14 protein-coding genes are annotated in these 20,255 nt (G+C 57.3%); 10 read left to right on the forward strand and 4 right to left on the reverse strand.

Annotated features, from left to right (window positions below; translation table 11 throughout):
• The 8 genes from ftsK to ABLU95_RS11425 all read left to right on the forward strand — a co-directional run.
• The coding region (ftsK, locus tag ABLU95_RS11390; RefSeq protein ID WP_348879594.1) for a DNA translocase FtsK at positions 1–2,705 on the forward strand (2,705 nt) is incomplete at its 5' end.
• Positions 2,706–2,827: 122 nt separating this feature from the next.
• Complete coding sequence (lolA, locus tag ABLU95_RS11395) at positions 2,828–3,439, forward strand: outer membrane lipoprotein chaperone LolA (RefSeq protein WP_004201368.1); 612 nt, start codon at positions 2,828–2,830, stop codon at positions 3,437–3,439.
• A gap of 8 nt (positions 3,440–3,447) precedes the next feature.
• On the forward strand, positions 3,448–4,791 hold the full coding sequence (gene rarA / locus ABLU95_RS11400; protein WP_086076087.1) for a replication-associated recombination protein RarA: 1,344 nt from the start codon (positions 3,448–3,450) through the stop codon (positions 4,789–4,791).
• A gap of 91 nt (positions 4,792–4,882) precedes the next feature.
• Entirely contained in the window at positions 4,883–6,175 is a 1,293-nt protein-coding gene (gene serS, locus ABLU95_RS11405) for a serine--tRNA ligase (RefSeq protein WP_065881854.1), read from the forward strand.
• Positions 6,176–6,373: 198 nt separating this feature from the next.
• Positions 6,374–8,812, forward strand: coding sequence for a dimethylsulfoxide reductase subunit A (gene dmsA / locus ABLU95_RS11410; protein ID WP_048297151.1), 2,439 nt, complete (start codon positions 6,374–6,376; stop codon positions 8,810–8,812).
• Between the two features lie 10 nt (positions 8,813–8,822).
• Entirely contained in the window at positions 8,823–9,440 is a 618-nt protein-coding gene (locus ABLU95_RS11415; RefSeq protein ID WP_348879597.1) for a DMSO/selenate family reductase complex B subunit, read from the forward strand.
• Between the two features lies 1 nt (position 9,441).
• Complete coding sequence (locus ABLU95_RS11420; protein ID WP_065881852.1) at positions 9,442–10,305, forward strand: dimethyl sulfoxide reductase anchor subunit family protein; 864 nt, start codon at positions 9,442–9,444, stop codon at positions 10,303–10,305.
• 274 nt (positions 10,306–10,579) lie between these two features.
• On the forward strand, positions 10,580–11,728 hold the full coding sequence (locus ABLU95_RS11425; protein ID WP_008805851.1) for an MFS transporter: 1,149 nt from the start codon (positions 10,580–10,582) through the stop codon (positions 11,726–11,728).
• Between the two features lie 155 nt (positions 11,729–11,883).
• On the opposite strand, the gene pflA is transcribed toward ABLU95_RS11425, so the two are convergent.
• The 4 genes from pflA to ycaO all read right to left on the reverse strand — a co-directional run bounded on the left by pflA (position 11,884) and on the right by ycaO (position 18,153).
• Entirely contained in the window at positions 11,884–12,624 is a 741-nt protein-coding gene (gene pflA, locus ABLU95_RS11430) for a pyruvate formate lyase 1-activating protein (protein ID WP_002898145.1), read from the reverse strand.
• Positions 12,625–12,815: 191 nt separating this feature from the next.
• On the reverse strand, positions 12,816–15,098 hold the full coding sequence (pflB, locus tag ABLU95_RS11435; protein WP_023289014.1) for a formate C-acetyltransferase: 2,283 nt from the start codon (positions 15,096–15,098) through the stop codon (positions 12,816–12,818).
• A gap of 51 nt (positions 15,099–15,149) precedes the next feature.
• Positions 15,150–16,007 carry a formate transporter FocA gene (focA, locus tag ABLU95_RS11440; protein WP_023289015.1) on the reverse strand — a complete coding sequence of 286 codons (858 nt, stop codon included), beginning with the start codon at positions 16,005–16,007 and terminating at the stop codon, positions 15,150–15,152.
• 385 nt (positions 16,008–16,392) lie between these two features.
• Positions 16,393–18,153: a 30S ribosomal protein S12 methylthiotransferase accessory factor YcaO gene (ycaO, locus tag ABLU95_RS11445; RefSeq protein WP_044521954.1), complete on the reverse strand. Its 1,761-nt coding sequence runs from the start codon at positions 18,151–18,153 to the stop codon at positions 16,393–16,395.
• A gap of 115 nt (positions 18,154–18,268) precedes the next feature.
• Here ycaO and ABLU95_RS11450 point away from each other — a divergent pair, with 115 nt between their 5' ends.
• Positions 18,269–18,961, forward strand: coding sequence for a DUF421 domain-containing protein (locus ABLU95_RS11450; protein ID WP_023289017.1), 693 nt, complete (start codon positions 18,269–18,271; stop codon positions 18,959–18,961).
• Between the two features lie 188 nt (positions 18,962–19,149).
• On the forward strand, positions 19,150–20,238 hold the full coding sequence (gene serC / locus ABLU95_RS11455) for a 3-phosphoserine/phosphohydroxythreonine transaminase (RefSeq protein WP_023289018.1): 1,089 nt from the start codon (positions 19,150–19,152) through the stop codon (positions 20,236–20,238).
• The last annotated feature ends 17 nt before the right edge of the window (positions 20,239–20,255 follow it).

Below are 20,255 nucleotides of genomic sequence, written 5' to 3' on the forward strand. Positions count from 1 at the left end.
AACCCGAGCCTGCACAGTATCAGCAGCCGGTTTACGATCCGCATGCCGGTCAGCCCGCGCCGCAGGGGTATCAACCCGAGCCTGCACAGTATCAGCAGCCGAGTTACGATCCGCATGCCGGCCAGCCCGCGCCGCAGGCGTATCAGCCTGAGCCCGCGCCGGTACCTGCCGCGCAGCCAGAGCCTGAGGTCGTGCAGGAAGAAGTGAAACGTCCGCCGCTCTATTACTTCGAGGAAGTGGAAGAGAAGCGGGCGCGCGAACGCGAGCTGCTGGCTTCCTGGTATCAGCCTATTCCGGAGCCGGAAAGCCCGATCGCCACCAAACCGCTGACGCCGCCAGCCGCCCCGGCCAAACCGCCCGTGGAGTCAACCGTGGTTTCTGCGGTGGCGGCCGGGGTGCATCAGGCAACGGCTGCCAGCGGCGGCTCAGCGGCCGCGACGACGGCGACCGCCGCGTCCGCAGCGACGGCGCCATTGTTCAGCCCGGCCTCCAGCGGACCGCGGGTACAGGTGAAAGAGGGCATTGGTCCAAAATTACCGCGGCCTAATCGCGTTCGCGTACCGACGCGTCGGGAACTGGCCTCCTACGGCATCAAGCTACCGTCGCAGCGTGAAGCAGAACAGCGCGCGCGGCAGGCGGAGCGCGACCCCCATTATGATGATGGGCTACTCTCGGATGAGGAAGCGGATGCTATGGAGCAGGATGAACTGGCTCGCCAGTTCGCCGCCACTCAACAGCAGCGCTATGGCCATCGCTGGGAAGACGATAACGCGACTGATGACGATGATGCGGACGCCGCGGCGGAAGCGGAGCTGGCGCGCCAGTTTGCCGCCACCCAGCAGCAGCGCTACGCCTCCGAGCAGCCGCCGGGCGCCAATCCGTTCTCGCCGGCGGATTACGAATTCTCGCCGATGAAAACTCTGGTCAATGAGGGGCCGAGCGAGCCGCTGTTTACGCCGACACCGGAAGTACAGCCGCAGCAGCCAGCCCAGCACTATCAACAACCGGCCGCCGCTCCGCAGCAGGGTTATCAACCTGCGCAGCACCAGCCGGTACACCATCAGCCAGTACCGCCGCAGCCTTACCAGACTGCGCCGCAGTCCGTGCCTCACCACCAGCCGGTTACCCCGCCGGGGCATCAGCCTGCCGCGCCTGCGCCGCAGGAGAGCCTGATCCACCCGCTGCTGATGCGCAATGGCGATAGTCGACCGCTGCAAAAGCCGACGACGCCGCTGCCGTCGCTGGATCTGCTTACGCCGCCGCCCAGTGAAGTCGAGCCGGTGGATACCTTTGCTCTCGAGCAGATGGCACGACTGGTGGAAGCGCGACTCGCCGATTTCCGCATTAAAGCGGATGTGGTGAACTACTCGCCGGGGCCGGTGATCACCCGCTTCGAACTGAATCTGGCGCCTGGCGTCAAAGCGGCGCGAATCTCTAACCTGTCACGGGATCTGGCGCGTTCACTGTCCACGGTCGCCGTGCGCGTGGTGGAGGTGATCCCGGGTAAACCGTATGTCGGGCTTGAGCTGCCGAATAAAAAGCGCCAGACCGTCTACCTGCGTGAAGTGCTCGACAACAGCAAGTTCCGTGATAACCCGTCGCCGCTGACCGTGGTGCTGGGTAAAGACATCGCCGGCGATCCGGTGGTGGCCGATCTGGCGAAAATGCCGCACCTGCTGGTGGCCGGTACCACCGGTTCCGGTAAGTCGGTCGGCGTCAACGCCATGATCCTCAGCATGCTCTACAAGGCGCAGCCGGAAGATGTGCGTTTCATCATGATCGACCCGAAAATGCTGGAGCTGTCGGTCTACGAAGGTATTCCGCACCTGCTGACGGAAGTGGTTACCGACATGAAAGACGCCGCCAATGCGCTGCGCTGGAGCGTCAACGAGATGGAGCGTCGCTACAAGCTGATGTCGGCGCTGGGCGTGCGTAACCTGGCGGGCTATAACGAGAAGATTGCAGAAGCGGCGCGCATGGGGCGTCCGATCCCGGATCCGTACTGGAAGCCTGGCGACAGTATGGACGCCGTGCACCCGGTACTGGAAAAGCTGCCGTACATTGTGGTGCTGGTGGACGAATTCGCCGACCTGATGATGACCGTCGGTAAGAAGGTGGAAGAGCTGATCGCTCGCCTGGCGCAGAAAGCGCGTGCGGCGGGGATCCACCTGGTGCTGGCGACGCAGCGTCCGTCGGTGGATGTCATTACCGGTCTGATTAAGGCCAACATTCCGACGCGCATCGCTTTTACCGTGTCGAGCAAAATTGACTCGCGTACCATTCTGGATCAGGGCGGTGCGGAATCGCTGCTCGGGATGGGGGACATGCTCTACTCCGGGCCGAACTCCACCACGCCGGTGCGCGTCCATGGGGCGTTTGTTCGCGACCAGGAAGTCCACGCCGTGGTTCAGGACTGGAAAGCCCGCGGTCGTCCGCAGTATGTAGACGGCATTACCTCCGACAGCGAAAGCGAAGGCGGCGGCGGTGGCTTCGACGGTGGTGAAGAGCTGGATCCGCTGTTCGATCAGGCGGTCAGCTTTGTGACCGAGAAGCGTAAAGCGTCGATTTCCGGGGTGCAGCGCCAGTTCCGCATCGGCTATAACCGTGCCGCGCGTATTATCGAACAGATGGAAGCGCAGGGCATTGTCAGCGAGCAGGGCCATAACGGTAACCGCGAAGTACTGGCGCCGCCGCCCTTTGAATGAGTGCAAAGTTGGGTAAATAAGCGCAAAATCAGCCAATTCTTCTGTCCCGCCGCCGTAGGCGGTCCTACATTAGGGGCAGAAGAGGCTCCCGCGTCGGGAGTGACGCACATTAAGGAAGAACAATGAAAAAACTCGCAATCACCTGTGCATTACTGTCTGGTATGGTCGTCAGCCAGGTCTGGGCAGATGCGGCCAGTGACTTAAAAAGCCGTCTTGATAAAGTGAGCAGCTTCCATGCCAGCTTCACGCAAAAAGTCACCGACGGCAGCGGCAACGCCGTACAGGACGGACAGGGCGACCTGTGGGTAAAACGCCCGAATCTGTTTAACTGGCATATGACCCAGCCGGATGAGAGCGTCCTCGTTTCGGATGGTAAAACCCTGTGGTTCTATAACCCGTTCGTCGAGCAGGCCACGGCGACCTGGCTGAAAGACGCCACCAGCAACACGCCGTTTATGCTGATTGCCCGCAACCAGTCCAGCGACTGGCAGCAGTACAATATCAAACAAAACGGCGATGATTTTGTGCTGACGCCGAAAAGCGGCAGCGGCAACCTGAAGCAGTTCACGATCAACGTCGGTCGGGACGGCACCATCCATCAGTTCAGCGCCGTCGAGCAGGATGATCAGCGCAGCAGCTATCAGCTGAAATCGCAGCAGAACGGCGCCGTCGACGCATCTAAGTTCACCTTTACGCCGCCGAAAGGGGTGACGGTGGACGATCAACGTAAGTAGAGGCGAAAGTGAGCAATCTGTCGCTCGATTTTTCCGACAACGCGTTTCAACCTCTGGCCGCTCGCATGCGGCCAGAAAATTTAGCGCAGTATATTGGCCAGCAGCACCTGCTGGCGCCGGGCAAACCCCTGCCGCGGGCGATCGAAGCCGGGCACCTGCATTCGATGATCCTCTGGGGGCCGCCGGGCACCGGCAAGACTACCCTGGCGGAAGTGATCGCCCGCTATGCCAGCGCCGATGTCGAAAGGATCTCGGCGGTGACCTCCGGGGTGAAAGAGATCCGCGAGGCCATTGAGCGCGCGCGGCAGAATCGCCACGCCGGCCGACGAACGATTCTGTTTGTTGACGAAGTGCATCGCTTCAATAAAAGCCAGCAGGATGCCTTTCTGCCGCATATTGAAGATGGCACCATCACCTTTATTGGCGCGACCACCGAAAATCCCTCCTTTGAGCTTAACTCGGCGCTGCTCTCCCGCGCACGCGTCTACTTACTGAAATCGCTCACCACCGACGATATCGAGCAGGTGCTTGACCAGGCGATGCACGATAAAACCCGCGGCTACGGCGGCCAGGATATCGTTTTGCCGGATGAGACCCGCAGGGCCATCGCCGAACTGGTGAACGGCGATGCGCGGCGGGCGCTGAATACCCTGGAAATGATGGCCGATATGGCCGAGAGCGATGATGCGGGCAAGCGGGTGTTGAAGGCGGAACTGCTGACCGAGATCGCCGGCGAGCGCAGCGCGCGCTTTGATAATAAAGGCGACCGTTTCTACGATTTGATTTCCGCCCTGCATAAGTCAGTGCGCGGGAGCGCGCCGGACGCGGCGCTCTACTGGTACGCGCGGATCATCACCGCCGGGGGCGATCCGCTGTACGTTGCCCGCCGTTGTCTGGCGATTGCCTCGGAAGACGTCGGCAACGCCGACCCGCGGGCGATGCAGGTGGCCATTTCGGCGTGGGACTGCTTTACCCGCGTCGGGCCGGCGGAAGGCGAACGGGCGATTGCCCAGGCCATTGTCTATCTGGCCTGCGCGCCGAAGAGCAATGCGGTCTACACCGCCTTTAAAGCGGCGCTGGCCGACGCGCGAGACCGTCCGGACTATGACGTTCCGGTGCATCTGCGCAATGCCCCGACGAAGCTGATGAAAGAGATGGGCTACGGGCAGGAGTATCGTTACGCTCATGACGAACCTAACGCCTACGCCGCCGGTGAGCAGTATTTCCCGCAGGAAATGGCGCAAACACGCTATTATCACCCGACAAACCGGGGGCTTGAGGGCAAAATTGGCGAAAAGCTCGCCTGGCTCGCTGAACAGGATCAAAATAGCCCGATAAAACGCTACCGCTAATTGAGGCGTTGCGGTAAGGTTATTACACTATTTCCGTGGTCGTAGTCTGCGGCCACTATTCTTTTTTTAATTCGATAAGCACAGGATAAGCATGCTCGATCCCAATCTGCTGCGTACCGAGCCAGACGCAGTCGCAGAAAAACTGGCACGCCGGGGCTTTAAGCTGGATGTAGATAAACTTCGCGCGCTTGAAGAGCGTCGTAAAGTTCTGCAGGTGCAAACGGAAAACCTGCAGGCGGAGCGCAACTCCCGATCGAAATCCATTGGCCAGGCGAAAGCGCGCGGGGAAGACATCGAGCCATTACGCCTGGAAGTGAACAAACTCGGCGAACAGCTGGATGCCGCAAAATCCGAGCTGGAAGCGCTGCTGGCGGAAATCCGCGATATCGCGCTGGCGATCCCGAATATACCTCACGATGACGTGCCGGTTGGCCGTGACGAAAACGACAACGTTGAAGTCAGCCGCTGGGGCACGCCGCGCCAGTTCGATTTCGACGTGCGCGATCACGTGACGCTGGGTGAAATGCACGGGGGGCTGGATTTTGCCGCCGCCGTTAAGCTCACCGGTTCGCGCTTCGTGGTGATGAAAGGCCAGCTGGCCCGTCTGCACCGCGCCCTGGCGCAGTTCATGCTGGATCTGCACACTGAACAGCATGGCTATAGCGAAAACTATGTCCCGTACTTGGTTAACCAGGACACCCTGTATGGCACCGGCCAGTTGCCGAAATTCGCCGGCGACCTGTTCCATACCCGTCCGCTGGAAGAAGAGGCTGACAACAGCAACTACGCGCTGATCCCGACGGCGGAAGTGCCGCTGACCAACCTGGTGCGTGATGAAATTATCGATGAAGACGATCTGCCGATAAAAATGACCGCCCATACGCCGTGCTTCCGTTCCGAAGCAGGTTCTTATGGTCGCGACACCCGCGGTCTGATCCGTATGCACCAGTTCGATAAAGTTGAAATGGTGCAGATTGTCCGTCCGGAAGACTCGATGGCGGCACTAGAAGAGATGACCGGCCACGCCGAGAAAGTGCTGCAGCTGCTGGGCCTGCCTTACCGTAAGGTCGCGCTGTGCACCGGCGATATGGGCTTCAGCGCCTGCAAAACCTATGACCTCGAAGTATGGGTCCCGGCGCAGAACACCTACCGTGAGATCTCTTCCTGCTCCAACGTCTGGGATTTCCAGGCGCGTCGTATGCAGGCTCGCTGCCGCAGCAAGTCCGACAAGAAGACCCGTCTCGTTCATACCCTGAATGGTTCTGGCCTGGCGGTCGGTCGTACCCTGGTGGCGCTGATGGAAAACTATCAGCAGGCCGATGGCCGTATCGAGATCCCGGAAATCCTGCGCCCGTATATGCGCGGCCTCGAATATATCGGTTAATTTTTACCTTCTCCCTTAAAAGCGCCTGCGGGCGCTTTTTTTACATCCTTATTGATACCGGGCAATAATCCCATCCGCGAATGCAGTGATACTCCCTTTGGATTAAACCAGCATAAAAAACCAATAATATTTCAAAGCCTTATATATATGACTATATAGCGCTTGTCAGTTTATTGTGAGCAACCAAAGCGAGTATCCATGAAAATTAAAGCCCCCGATGCTTTACTGGCTGCTGAGGTAAGCCGCCGTGGTCTGATGAAAACCACGGCAATAGGCGGCCTGGCGCTGGCCAGCAACGCACTAACGTTACCCTTTTCCCGTATGGCCCACGCCGCCGACACGCCAGCCCCGGCCAGTGAGAAGGTGGTCTGGAGCGCCTGCACCGTCAACTGCGGTAGCCGCTGCCCGCTGCGCATGCACGTGGTGGATGGCGCGATTAAATACGTCGAAACCGATAATACCGGTGACGATAACTATGACGGCCTGCATCAGGTACGCGCCTGCCTGCGCGGGCGGTCTATGCGCCGCCGGGTTTATAACCCCGATCGGCTGAAATATCCGATGAAGCGCGTAGGCAAACGCGGTGAGGGTAAATTCGAGCAAATCAGCTGGGAAGAGGCGTTCGATATCATCGCCAGCACGACGCAGCGCCTGATTAAAGACTACGGCAACGAGTCCATCTATCTGAACTACGGCACCGGCACGCTGGGAGGCACGCTGACCCGCTCCTGGCCGCCGGGGAAAACCCTGATTGCCCGTCTGATGAACTGCTGCGGTGGGTATCTCAATCATTACGGCGACTATTCATCCGCGCAGATTGCCGCAGGGTTGAATTACACCTACGGCGGCTGGGCGGATGGCAACAGCCCGTCGGATATTGAAAACAGCCAGTTAGTGGTGCTGTTCGGCAACAACCCCGGGGAAACGCGGATGAGCGGCGGCGGGGTGACCTACTATCTTGAGCAGGCGCGCCAGAAATCCAATGCCCGGATGATCATTATCGATCCGCGCTATACCGACACCGGCGCCGGCCGCGAAGATGAATGGATCCCGATTCGCCCCGGTACCGATGCGGCGCTGGTATCGGGTCTGGCGTGGGTGATGATCACCGAGAATCTGGTCGATCAGCCGTTCCTCGATAAATACTGTGTGGGATACGACGAGAAAACCTTGCCTGCCGATGCCCCGGCCAATGGCCACTATAAAGCCTGGATCCTTGGCCAGGGCGCTGACGGTATCGCCAAAACGCCGGAGTGGGCCTCGACCATAACCGGTATTCCGCGCGAACGCATTGTTAAACTGGCGCGCGAAATTGCCAGCGCCAAACCGGCCTATATCAGCCAGGGCTGGGGGCCGCAGCGTCACGCCAACGGCGAAATCGCCACCCGGGCTATCGCGATGCTCGCCATTCTGACCGGTAACGTCGGGATCAACGGCGGCAACAGCGGCGCGCGCGAGGGCTCCTACAGCCTGCCGTTTGAGCGCATGCCGACGCTGGAGAATCCGGTTCAGACCAGCATCTCAATGTTTATGTGGACCGATGCGATTGAGCGCGGCCCGGAAATGACCGCCCTGCGCGATGGGGTGCGTGGCAAAGATAAGCTCGATGTGCCGATCAAAATGATCTGGAACTATGCGGGCAACTGCCTGATCAACCAGCACTCAGAGATTAACCGCACCCACGAGATCCTGCAGGACGACAAGAAGTGCGAGATGATTGTGGTCATCGACTGCCATATGACCTCGTCAGCGAAATACGCCGATATTCTGCTGCCGGACTGCACCGCCTCTGAGCAGATGGATTTCGCGCTGGATGCCTCCTGCGGCAACATGTCCTACGTCATCTTTGCCGACCAGGCCATCAAGCCGCGTTTCGAATGCAAAACTATCTATGAGATGACCAGCGAGCTGGCGAAGCGCCTCGGCGTCGAGGAAAAATTTACCGAAGGCCGTACCCAGGAAGGCTGGATGCGCTATCTGTATGAGCAGTCGCGCACAGCGATTCCCGACCTGCCGGATTTCGACACCTTCCGTCAGCAGGGCATCTATAAGCAGCGCGATCCGCAAGGGCACCATGTGGCTTATAAAGCCTTCCGCGAGGATCCGCAGGCTAATCCGCTGACCACGCCTTCGGGCAAGATTGAAATCTATTCGCAGGCGCTGGCGAAAATCGCCGCCACCTGGGAGCTGCCGGAAGGCGATGTCATCGATCCGCTGCCGATATACACCCCGGGCTTCGAAAACTACAACGATCCGCTGACGGCGAAATACCCGCTACAGCTGACCGGCTTCCACTATAAATCGCGCGTCCACTCAACCTACGGCAACGTCGATGTACTGAAGGCTGCCTGTCGGCAGGAGATGTGGATTAACCCGATCGATGCCCGCCAGCGCGGTATTGCCAACGGCGATCGCATTCGCATCTTCAATGACCGTGGGGAAGTGCATATCGAAGCGAAGGTGACCCCGCGCATGATGCCGGGCGTGGTCGCGCTGGGGGAAGGGGCCTGGTATAACCCGGACGCCTCGCGCGTGGATCAGGCTGGCAGCATTAACGTGCTGACCACCCAGCGCCCCTCGCCGCTGGCGAAGGGGAACCCGTCGCATACCAACCTCGTCCAGGTTGAGAAGCTGTAAGGAGTAACCGATGACAACTCAGTATGGATTTTTTATTGATTCCGCCCGTTGCACCGGTTGCAAGACCTGCGAACTGGCCTGTAAGGACTACAAAAATCTGACCCCGGAGGTCAGCTTCCGCCGCATTTATGAATATGCCGGCGGCGACTGGCAGGAGGATAACGGCGTCTGGAATCAGAACGTGTTCGCCTATTACCTCTCCATCGCCTGTAACCACTGCGAAGATCCTGCCTGCACCAAGGTCTGTCCGAGCGGAGCGATGCACAAGCGCGAAGACGGTTTTGTGGTGGTCAACGAAGAGGTGTGCATTGGCTGCCGTTACTGCCATATGGCCTGTCCTTACGGCGCGCCGCAATATAATGCCGACAAATGCCATATGACCAAGTGTGACGGCTGCCACGAGCGCGTCGCCGACGGGAAAAAGCCGATCTGCGTCGAGTCCTGCCCGCTGCGGGCGCTGGATTTCGGGCCGATTGCCGAACTGCGCGCTAAGCACGGCCAGCTGGCGGCGGTGGCGCCGTTGCCTTCGGCGCACTTTACCCGGCCGAGCATCGTGATCAAACCTAACGCCAATGCCCGGCCGTGTGGCGATACCACCGGTTACCTGGCAAACCCGAAGGAGGTGTAAGATGGGAAACGGATGGCATGAATGGCCGCTGATGATCTTTACGGTCTTCGGCCAGTGCGTCGCGGGCGGCTTCATCGTCCTGGCGCTGGCGCTCATGACGGGCAAGCTTTCCCGTGAGCAGGAGCAGCGCGTGGTGGGTAGCATGTTCGGCCTGTGGGTATTGATGGGGATCGGGTTTATCGCCTCGACAATGCACCTCGGTTCGCCGCTGCGGGCCTTTAACTCGCTCAATCGCGTAGGGGCCTCATCGCTGAGTAATGAGATAGCCAGCGGGGCGATCTTCTTCGCCGTCGGCGGGATTGGCTGGCTGCTGGCCGTGTGTAAAAAGCTGCCTGCCGGACTGCGTAGCCTGTGGCTGGTCGCGACCATGGCGCTTGGGGTGATCTTCGTCTGGATGATGGTGCGGGTCTATAACACCATCGACACGGTGCCGACCTGGTATACCCTCTGGACGCCGCTGAGCTTCTTCCTGACGTTGTTTATCGGCGGTCCGCTGCTGGGCTACCTGCTGCTGCGCGTCGCAGGCGTTGACGGTTGGGCGCTGCGCCTGCTGCCGGTGGTCACTTTACTGGCGCTGCTGGTGAGTATCGTGGTGGTCCTGATGCAGGGGAGTGAACTCGCCACTATCCGCAGCTCAATTCAGCAGGCCTCCGCCCTGGTGCCGGATTATGGGCTGCTTATGGCCTGGCGCGTGGTGCTGCTGGCGCTGGCCCTGGCCTGCTGGTGCGTGCCGCAGATCCGCGGCCGCAAGCCGACGGTCTCGCTGCTCGGCCTGGCGTTTGTTCTGGTGCTGGCGGGAGAGATGATTGGCCGCGGCGTATTCTATGGTCTGCATATGACCGTCGGGATGGCTATCGCCAGTTAATCAGCGTCATCATGCCGGCGCAGGCGTGCCGGCATGATGAAAACGTGCTGTCGATAGATGAAATTTTTCAACTGAAATCAACGTCGACATTTATTAATAAATTAAGAAAAACAACAGCGTATTATCTGTTGCCTCATCTTTATCCCTTCTGTGGATAAAAAACTTCTATCGTGCCCGGCAAAACCGCGTCAGGCCTGATTTCAGGTGGATTGACAATGTTTTTAGCGGTGGCATGATGCGCTCGCGATCTGAACATTCCTCACGGTTTTTACCCATGACCATCTACACCCGGCCAGTGCAAATGCTGCTCTGTGGCCTGCTTTTACTGACCCTGGCGATAGCGGTGCTGAATACGCTCGTCCCGCTCTGGCTCGCCCATGAAAATATGCCAACCTGGCAGGTCGGCATGGTGGGGTCATCCTATTTTACCGGCAACCTGGCCGGTACGTTGCTTGCCGGCTGGGTGATCAAGCGCCTGGGGTTTAACCGCAGCTATTATCTCGCGTCGTTAATATTCGCCGTCGGCTGCGTAGGGCTGGGGATCACCGTGGGTTTCTGGACGTGGCTGAGCTGGCGTTTTATCGCCGGCGTAGGCTGCGCGATGATTTGGGTGGTGGTGGAAAGCGCGCTGGTCTGCAGCGGCACTTCACGCAGCCGCGGTCGTCTGCTGGCGGCGTACATGATGGTCTATTACGTCGGTACCGTACTGGGCCAGCTGATGGTCAGTAAACTCCCCACCGATTTAATGAGCGTCCTGCCGTGGGTGACGGGTCTGGCGCTGGCGGCGATCCTGCCGCTGCTGTTTACCCGCATCATGGGGCAGGCCGAAGAGCCACATGAAACGGTACGTATCTGGCCGATGCTGAAGCTGCGCCAGGCGCGCCACGGGGTCAATGGCTGCATTATCTCAGGGATTGTCCTCGGCTCGCTGTATGGTCTGATGCCGCTGTGGCTGAACCATCAGGGCGTCAGCGACGCCGGCATTGGCTTCTGGATGGCGGTGATGGTTAGCGCCGGGATCCTCGGCCAGTGGCCGGTAGGGCGGCTGGCAGACCGCTACGGTCGCCTGCTGGTGCTGCGGGTGCAGGTGTTTGTGGTGATTCTGGGATGTATGGCGATGCTCAGCCAGGCGGCGATGGCGCCGGCGCTGTTTGTGTTGGGCGCTTCGGGCTTTACCCTCTATCCGGTGGCGATGGCCTGGGCCTGTGAAAAAGTGGAGCACCATCAGCTGGTGGCAATGAACCAGGCGCTGTTGATGAGCTATACCATCGGCAGCCTGCTGGGCCCGACGCTGACGGCGATGCTGATGCAGAACTTCTCGGATAACCTGCTGTTTATTATGATCGCCAGCGTGTCGTTTATCTATCTGCTGACCCTGCTGCGCAAAGCCGGGCATCATCCAACGCCGGTGGCGCACGCCTGACCCTGTAGCGCGCAGCGCATGCTGCGCGTCATCCGTTTTAATAGCCTGTGCTTACTGCAGTAGAGCCGGTTTGCATAAGAATGCAACGGGCTGGACGGTAACAGCTTCCCACGCCGTTGCAGGCCGGCATAAGCGCATCACCGGCCCGGGCGGGATTAGTACATCACTTTGTGCCCATATTGCTCAAGGATGCCTTTGACTCGCTCCATGGTCTCTTTCTTCGGCGGATGGACGCCGTCCAGCTTGTACTCTTCGCCCATCGCTACCCATTTGTGTTTGCCCAGCTCATGGTAGGGCAGTAGCTCGATTTTTTCGACATTGCCCATATCGCGGGTAAATTCGCCCAGGCGGTGCGCGGAATCATCATCGTCTGACCAGCCCGGAACCACCACGTAGCGGATCCAGACATTGATATTCTTCTTCGCCAGATACTGGGCGAATTCCAGTGTACGATGGTTAGAGACGCCGACCAGGTTCTGGTGAATCTCATCGTTCATCTGCTTGAGATCCAGCATCACCAGGTCTGTTACCTCCAGCAGTTCGTCGATAACGGGATCGTAGCGACGAACAAAGCCATTGGTATCGAGACAGGTATGAATACCTTCCTTCTTACAGGCGCGGAACCAGTCGCGAACAAACTCCGCCTGCAGGATCGCTTCGCCGCCCGATGCGGTGACGCCGCCGCCGGAAGCATTCATAAAGTGACGATAGGTCACCACCTCTTTCATTAACTCTTCAACGGTGATTTCTTTGCCGCCGTGGGTATCCCAGGTATCACGGTTATGGCAATACAGGCAGCGCATCAGGCAGCCCTGGAAAAAGGTAATAAAGCGGATGCCCGGGCCATCAACGGTGCCACAGGATTCAAAGGAGTGAATGCGACCAATAACTGACATTGCGGTGTTTTCTCCAGATGTGGCCCATCCGGGGCCGTGTTGGTGCACAGCTCAGCGGCTGTGTCGAGTCTGTTTTGACAGATACCCAAAGTATAGATAACTGGCAAAGCAGGCTAGGGCGGGGATTGCTTGTTAAAAAGGCCCCACTGATGTGGGGCCTTTATTGTACGCTTTTTCAGTCAGCCAGGGAATTACATGGTCTGAGTGAAGGTACGGGTAATAACGTCCTGCTGCTGTTCTTTAGTCAGGGAGTTAAAACGTACAGCGTAGCCAGATACGCGGATGGTCAACTGCGGATATTTTTCCGGGTTTTCCATCGCGTCGAGCAGCATTTCGCGGTTCATCACGTTCACGTTCAGGTGCTGACCACCTTCGATGGACGCTTCGTGGTGGAAGTAACCATCCATCAGACCCGCCAGGTTGGTCTTACGAACTTCGTCATCTTTACCCAGCGCGTTCGGTACGATAGAGAAGGTGTAAGAGATACCATCTTTCGCGTAAGCAAACGGCAGTTTCGCTACGGAGGTCAGAGAGGCAACAGCACCTTTCTGGTCACGGCCGTGCATCGGGTTAGCACCTGGTCCGAACGGCGCGCCAGCGCGACGACCGTCTGGGGTGTTACCGGTTTTCTTACCATATACCACGTTAGAGGTAATGGTCAGAACAGACTGAGTCGGGATCGCGTTGCGGTAGGTGTGCAGTTTCTGAATTTTCTTCATGAAACGTTCAACCAGGTCAACGGCCATGTCATCGACGCGAGCATCGTTGTTACCAAACTGCGGGTATTCGCCTTCGATTTCGAAGTCGACAGCCAGACCGTCTTCGTCACGAATCGGTTTAACTTTCGCATATTTGATTGCAGACAGGGAGTCAGCAGCAACGGACAGACCCGCGATACCACACGCCATGGTGCGGATAACGTCACGGTCGTGCAGCGCCATCAGAGAGGCTTCGTAGCTGTACTTGTCGTGCATGTAGTGGATGATGTTCAGCGCAGTGACGTACTGTTTAGCCAGCCAGTCCATGAAGTGATCCATGCGTTCCATCACTTCGTCGAAGTTCAGAACGTCGCCTTTGATCGGTTCAGATTTCGGACCCACCTGCATTTTCAGTTTTTCATCCACGCCGCCGTTGATAGCGTACAGCATGGTTTTTGCGAGGTTGGCGCGAGCACCGAAGAACTGCATTTGCTTACCAACAACCATCGGGCTTACGCAGCATGCGATAGCGTAGTCGTCGTTGTTGAAGTCCGGACGCATCAGGTCATCGTTCTCATACTGCAGAGAAGAGGTATCGATGGACACTTTAGCAGCGAATTTCTTGAAGCTCAGCGGCAGTTTTTCAGACCACAGGATAGTGATGTTCGGCTCCGGAGACGGCCCCATGGTGTACAGGGTGTTCAGGAAGCGGAAGCTGTTTTTGGTCACCAGAGTACGGCCGTCAACGCCCATACCGCCGATGGATTCTGTTGCCCAAATCGGGTCACCGGAGAACAGTTCATCGTATTCCGGGGTACGCAGGAAGCGAACCATACGCAGTTTCATGACCAGGTGGTCAACCATTTCCTGCGCGTCTTGCTCGGTGATTTTACCCGCCTGCAGGTCACGTTCGATGTAGATATCCAGGAAGCTGGAGGTACGACCGAAGGACATTGCCGCGCCGTTCTGAGATTTAACGGCAGCCAGGTAACCGAAGTAGGTCCACTGGATAGCTTCCTGAGCGGTGGTCGCCGGACCGGAGATGTCGTAGCCATATTTAGCCGCCATCTCTTTGATCTGGCCCAGCGCGCGGTGCTGTTCAGCGATTTCTTCACGCAGACGGATGGTCGCTTCCAGATCTTCGCCGCTTTCCAGTTTCGCTTGCAGAGAGTTGAACTGGGCGAATTTGTCTTTCATCAGGAAGTCGATACCGTACAGCGCAACGCGACGGTAGTCACCGATGATACGACCACGGCCGTAAGCATCCGGCAGACCGGTCAGCACGCCGGATTTACGGCAGCGCAGGATGTCCGGAGTATAGACGTCGAAAACGCCCTGGTTGTGAGTTTTACGGTACTCAGTGAAGATTTTTTTCAGCATCGGGTCCAGCTCGCGATTGTACGCTTTGCAGGAACCTTCAACCATTTTAATACCACCGAACGGGATGATCGCACGTTTCAGCGGCGCTTCGGTCTGCAGACCAACGATTTTTTCCAGACCTTTCTCGATATAGCCTGCGTCGTGAGAGGTGATGGTGGAAGCCAGGGCAGTGTCAAAATCAACAGGCGCGTGAGTGCGGTTTTCCTGTTTTACACCTTCCATTACGCTGTCCCACAGCTTGGTGGTCGCTTCAGTCGCGCCAGCCAGGAAGGATTCGTCGCCTTCATATGGGGTGTAGTTTTTCTGAATAAAGTCACGGACGTTGACTTCATTCTGCCAGTCACCTTTCGCAAAACCTTCCCAGGCTGTGGCTAACTTTTCATTAAGCTCGGACATGTAACACCTACCTTCTTAAGTGGATTTTTTATTTACTGCCTGAAACAACCCTTAGTGATGGTCGTTGCCACGCAGGTAAATGACCCAGTATGTCAACCCGACCAGCAGACCCCCGCCGATAATGTTCCCGATAGTTACCGGAATCAGGTTATCAGTGATGAAGTTCATAACGGTCAAGTGAGAGAAACTTTCCGGAGTCGAACCGATTGCGGTCCAGAATTCCGGGCTTGCAAAGTTGCGGATTACGATACCCATCGGGATCATAAACATGTTGGCGATGCTGTGCTCAAAGCCGCTGGCAACGAACATCGCTACCGGCAGGACCATGATCATCGCTTTATCCATCAGGCTACGACCGGAATAGCTCATCCATACGGCGAGACAAACCATCAGGTTAGCGAGGATACCCAGGCTCACGGCCTCCACAAAAGTATGGTGCATTTTGTGGTCAGCGGTTTGCAGGACATTGAGCCCCCAACCGCCGTTGGCAGTCATATATTCGCCTGATAACCACATCAGCAGCACAAACAGCAGTGCGCCCACCAGGTTACCAAAATAGACGTTGAGCCAGTTTTTTGCCAGTTGCCCCCAGGTAATTCGACCGCTGGCTTTCGCCACCACGATCAATACCGTAGAGGTAAAGAGGTCAGCGCCGCAGATAATGCACAGAATCAGACCCAGGGAAAAACAGACCCCACCGATAAGCTTGGCAATCCCATAAGGCATCGCGGCAGTGCCGGTGGTCGCGGTGATATAGAATACGAAAGCGATGGAGATGAAAACGCCAGCGGTGATCGCCAGATAAAAGGTCTTCATCGGATGCTTCGTTGCTTTATAGACACCTGCTTCTTCGGCGACTTTCGCCATCGCGGCAGGGAGCAAAAGATCAAAAGGGTTGTCAGCTTTCACACTAACTCTCTCTTTATATAAGTTGGCGGTGAGATACTAACAAAGCATTATAGAAGGGAAATTGATATAGATCATATCTCACCGGAACTATATGCCTTTTTAGTGTGTGGTTTTTGTGTTTTTAGTGTTTAACTGTTTGAATATTAAGAAGAAAATAAATTTTAAAATTTATAAGTTATGTTGAATTTTTTCGTTTTCACGCCATTTTTTGAGTTAATTAATATGGAGTATTTTATTTAAAATTAACGAATGGTAAATCTTATAAGCGCATTATTTACTATTAATTAACTTTGCAACTACAAACTATAGTGGCCGCCTCGTCAGGTGAAATCAACGGAGCCGTATTGGGCTCCGTTGCTGGTCACCACGATGGCGCGCTTAGGGCTTATTTTGCCCAGAACGCCGCCTTCGCTCGCTGCAGTTTTTCATAAGCCTTCAGTAGCGACTGATGGGCCGGGAAGGCCTGCAGATCGCTGTCGACAGCCTGAAGGCCATAGAACGGCGCTTCCCCGCTCAGCGCCGCGCTGGCGGCTTCGACCGCTTCGGCGCCGTACATACGGATAAAGGCGTTCAGGTATTGCAGCGGCTGACGCTCCTCTTCCTGGCTCAGCAGCAGCAGGGTCTGCAGGCAGCGATAGTAGTTAGCGCGTTCCGCGCTGAAGACCGAAGCGTTGAACTCCATGGTCCACTCGGTCCAGATCAGCGCCTGCTCCAGATCGCCGCCGGCCAGGGCCAGCATGGCTTTAAGCTCGCCAACGCGCAGGGTATACCAGCCGTTGTCTTTGCCGGTGGCGAGGCCCAGCAGTTCGCGAACGCGGGTGAAATCATCCAGGCCTTCATCGTCCATCTGCTCGATCAGCGCCAGGTAATCTTCTTTTTCCCACTCGCTGCCCGGCAGGGACAGAATGGTGTCGCGCAGATGAGCACCCATGCTGTTGTTCGCCAGCCACAGATCTTCCGCCGGGTAAATATCCGACATCCCCGGGACGATGATACGGCAGGCGTAAACGCCCAGGTGCTCGTAGTCGGCGATATACACTTCTTTATCTTCGGCCTTGAAGATGGCCATCAGGGTGGCGAACTCTTCTTCTGTGGTGCCGGAGAAGCTCCAGTCAACGAACGGATAGTCGGCATCCTGCTTGAACATATCCCAGGAAATCAGGCCGCTGGAGTCGATAAAGTGGGTTTCGAGGTTAGCATGCTCGGCGACTTCTTCGTCGTCGAAGGTCGGCGGCGTGAAGACGTCGAGATCTTTCAGGCTGCGGCCCTGCAGCAGTTCGGTGACCGTACGCTCCAGCGCCACGCCGAAGTCCGGATGGGCGCCGAAAGAGGCGAAGCAGGTGCCGTTTGCCGGGTTAAACAGCACGACGCAGATAACCGGATATTTGCCGCCCAGTGAGCCATCATAGGCAAAGATCGGGAAACCTTCGGCTTCCAGTTTGGCGATCGACTCCACGACGCCCGGATAGCGCGCCATGACCTCCGCCGGGATCTCCGGCAGGCTGATGCTTTCGGCGATGATGCGGTTTTTGATATGGCGCTCAAAGACTTCGGACAGGCCCTGCACGCGAGCTTCATTACGGGTGTTGCCGGCGGACATGCCGTTGGAGACATACAGGTTGCCGACGATATTCATAGGAATATAGACTGTTTCGCCGTCGGACTGGCGGGTAAAGGGCAGGCCGCACACGCCGCGCTCATCGTTACCGGATTGCAGATCCACCAGCATGCTGGCCGTCAGCTGATCGTCCGGATCGTAGAACGCGAGCAGGCGGGCATCCAGCAGACCTTCCGGGACGTCGTCGTTTTCGGTCAGCGGGAACCACTTTTCGTTCGGGTAGTGAACGAACGGGCCGTTAGCGATAGTGTCGCCTAACCAGAAGTCAGCGAAAAAATAGTTGGTGGACAGGCGCTCGAAATATTCGCCCAGCGCGGAGGCGAGGGCTGCCTTTTTGGTGGCGCCTTTACCATTGGTAAAGCACAGCGCGCATTCCTTATCGCGAATGTGAACGGACCACACGTGCGGCACCGGGTTCAGCCACGAGGCCTCTTCGATATCAAATCCGAGGTCGAGCAATTTTTGCTGGAAGCGAGCGATGGAATCTTCCAGGGCGGCATCTTTGCCGGGAATAAACGTTTGGGTCATGGCGATCACTTTTGTCGTACGGAAAGCGCGCAATGATACGGCTTTTATCTGACAGGTGCTATCTCCATCATCTGGCTATGCTTAGAGACATCTTTTAATGCTCAGGGAGATGATAATGAAAGCCTTTGACTGGCAGCGGATGGCGCTCGATAAAGTGCCGGTGGAATTTCTCGGCGAGGTGGCGTTGCGCAGCCTCTACACCTTCGTTCTGGTCTTTATTTTCCTCAAAATTACCGGACGGCGCGGCGTGCGGCAGATGTCGCTGTTTGAGGTGCTGATTATTCTGACCCTCGGCTCGGCGGCGGGGGACGTGGCGTTTTATGACGATGTCCCGCTGTTGCCGGTGCTGGTGGTCTTCGTCACGCTGGCGCTGCTTTATCGCGGCATCATGTGGCTGATGGGGCATAGTGAAAAGCTGGAGGATCTGCTGGAGGGCAAGCCTATCGTGGTGGTGGAGGAGGGGCAACTGGCATGGGAGAAACTGCATGCGGAAAATATGACCGAATTCGAATTTTTTATGGAGCTACGGGTCAACAGCGTCGAGCAGCTCGGCCAGGTGCGGCTGGCGATCCTTGAAACCAATGGCCAGATCAGCGTGTTTTATTATCCCGATGACGAAGTGAGGGCCGGGTTGTCGATTCTCCCGACGCACTGCACCACGCGCTATACCACTATTCCTCAGGAGGGGATCTACGCCTGCGTACGCTGCAGCATCGTGATGGCGATGCAGGCGGGAGAAAAGCGAATATGTTCCCGCTGCGCAAATGCAGAATGGTCGAAGGCCAGCCGGGCGAAACGGCTCACCTGACAGCAAATATGTCGGTTTTATTACGTCAAGCCGATAGATTCTGTTGTGTGACGGCTGCCGCGTTTTGCCGTCGGCGAGTTTTAGCCATTGCGGACCGTGTCACTGAATGATAAAACCGATAGCCACAGGAATAACTTATGCCCGCGGCGGTTCGCGGGCAAAACAACATAGCAACGTGGTGAGGGGAAATGGCTCAGGTCTATAACTTCAGTTCGGGCCCGGCAATGCTGCCGGCGGAAGTACTCAAACTGGCTCAGCAGGAACTGTGCGACTGGCACGGTCTGGGTACGTCGGTCATGGAAATCAGTCACCGTGGTAAGGAGTTCATCCAGGTGGCAGAAGAGGCAGAACAGGACTTCCGTTCTCTGCTGAATATCCCTTCCAACTATAAAGTGTTGTTCTGTCATGGCGGCGGCCGCGGCCAGTTCGCCGGGATCCCGCTGAACATCCTCGGCGATAAAAACGTCGCTGACTATGTGGACGCTGGCTACTGGGCCGCCAGCGCGGTCAAAGAGGCGAAGAAATACTGCACGCCTAACGTCATCGACGCGAAAATCACCGTCGACGGCAAGCGCGCGGTCAAGCCAATGAGCGAGTGGCAGCTGACGCCGGGCGCGGCGTATCTCCACTACTGCCCGAACGAAACCATTGACGGTATCGCGATTGATGATACGCCGAACTTCGGCGACGACGTCATCGTGACCGCCGATTTCTCCTCCACCATTCTGTCCCGCGAAATTGACGTCAACCGCTTCGGCGTGATCTATGCCGGCGCGCAGAAGAATATCGGCCCGGCAGGGTTGACGCTGGTCATCGTACGTGAAGATCTGCTGGGTAAAGCCAGCGTGGCCTGCCCGTCAATCCTCGACTACACCGTGTTAAGCGAGAATGACTCGATGTTTAACACGCCGCCGACGTTCGCCTGGTATCTGGCTGGTCTGGTGTTTAAGTGGCTAAAACAGCAGGGCGGCGTTGCCGCGATGGACAAGATCAACCAGCAGAAAGCCGAACTGCTGTATGGCGTGATCGATAACAGCGGCTTCTATCGTAACGATGTGGCGCAAGCCAACCGCTCCCGTATGAACGTGCCGTTCCAGCTGGCGGACAGCGCGCTGGATAAACTGTTCCTTGAAGAGTCGTTTGCCGCCGGGCTGCACGCGCTTAAGGGCCACCGGGTGGTGGGCGGCATGCGTGCCTCCATCTACAACGCGATGCCGTTGGACGGCGTGAAGGCGTTAACCGACTTTATGCTGGACTTCGAACGCCGCCACGGTTAATCGCCCGTTCCTTTCTT

It is taken from the genome of Klebsiella sp. GG_Kp146 (assembly GCF_040061975.1).
GTDB lineage: Bacteria > Pseudomonadota > Gammaproteobacteria > Enterobacterales > Enterobacteriaceae > Klebsiella > Klebsiella quasipneumoniae.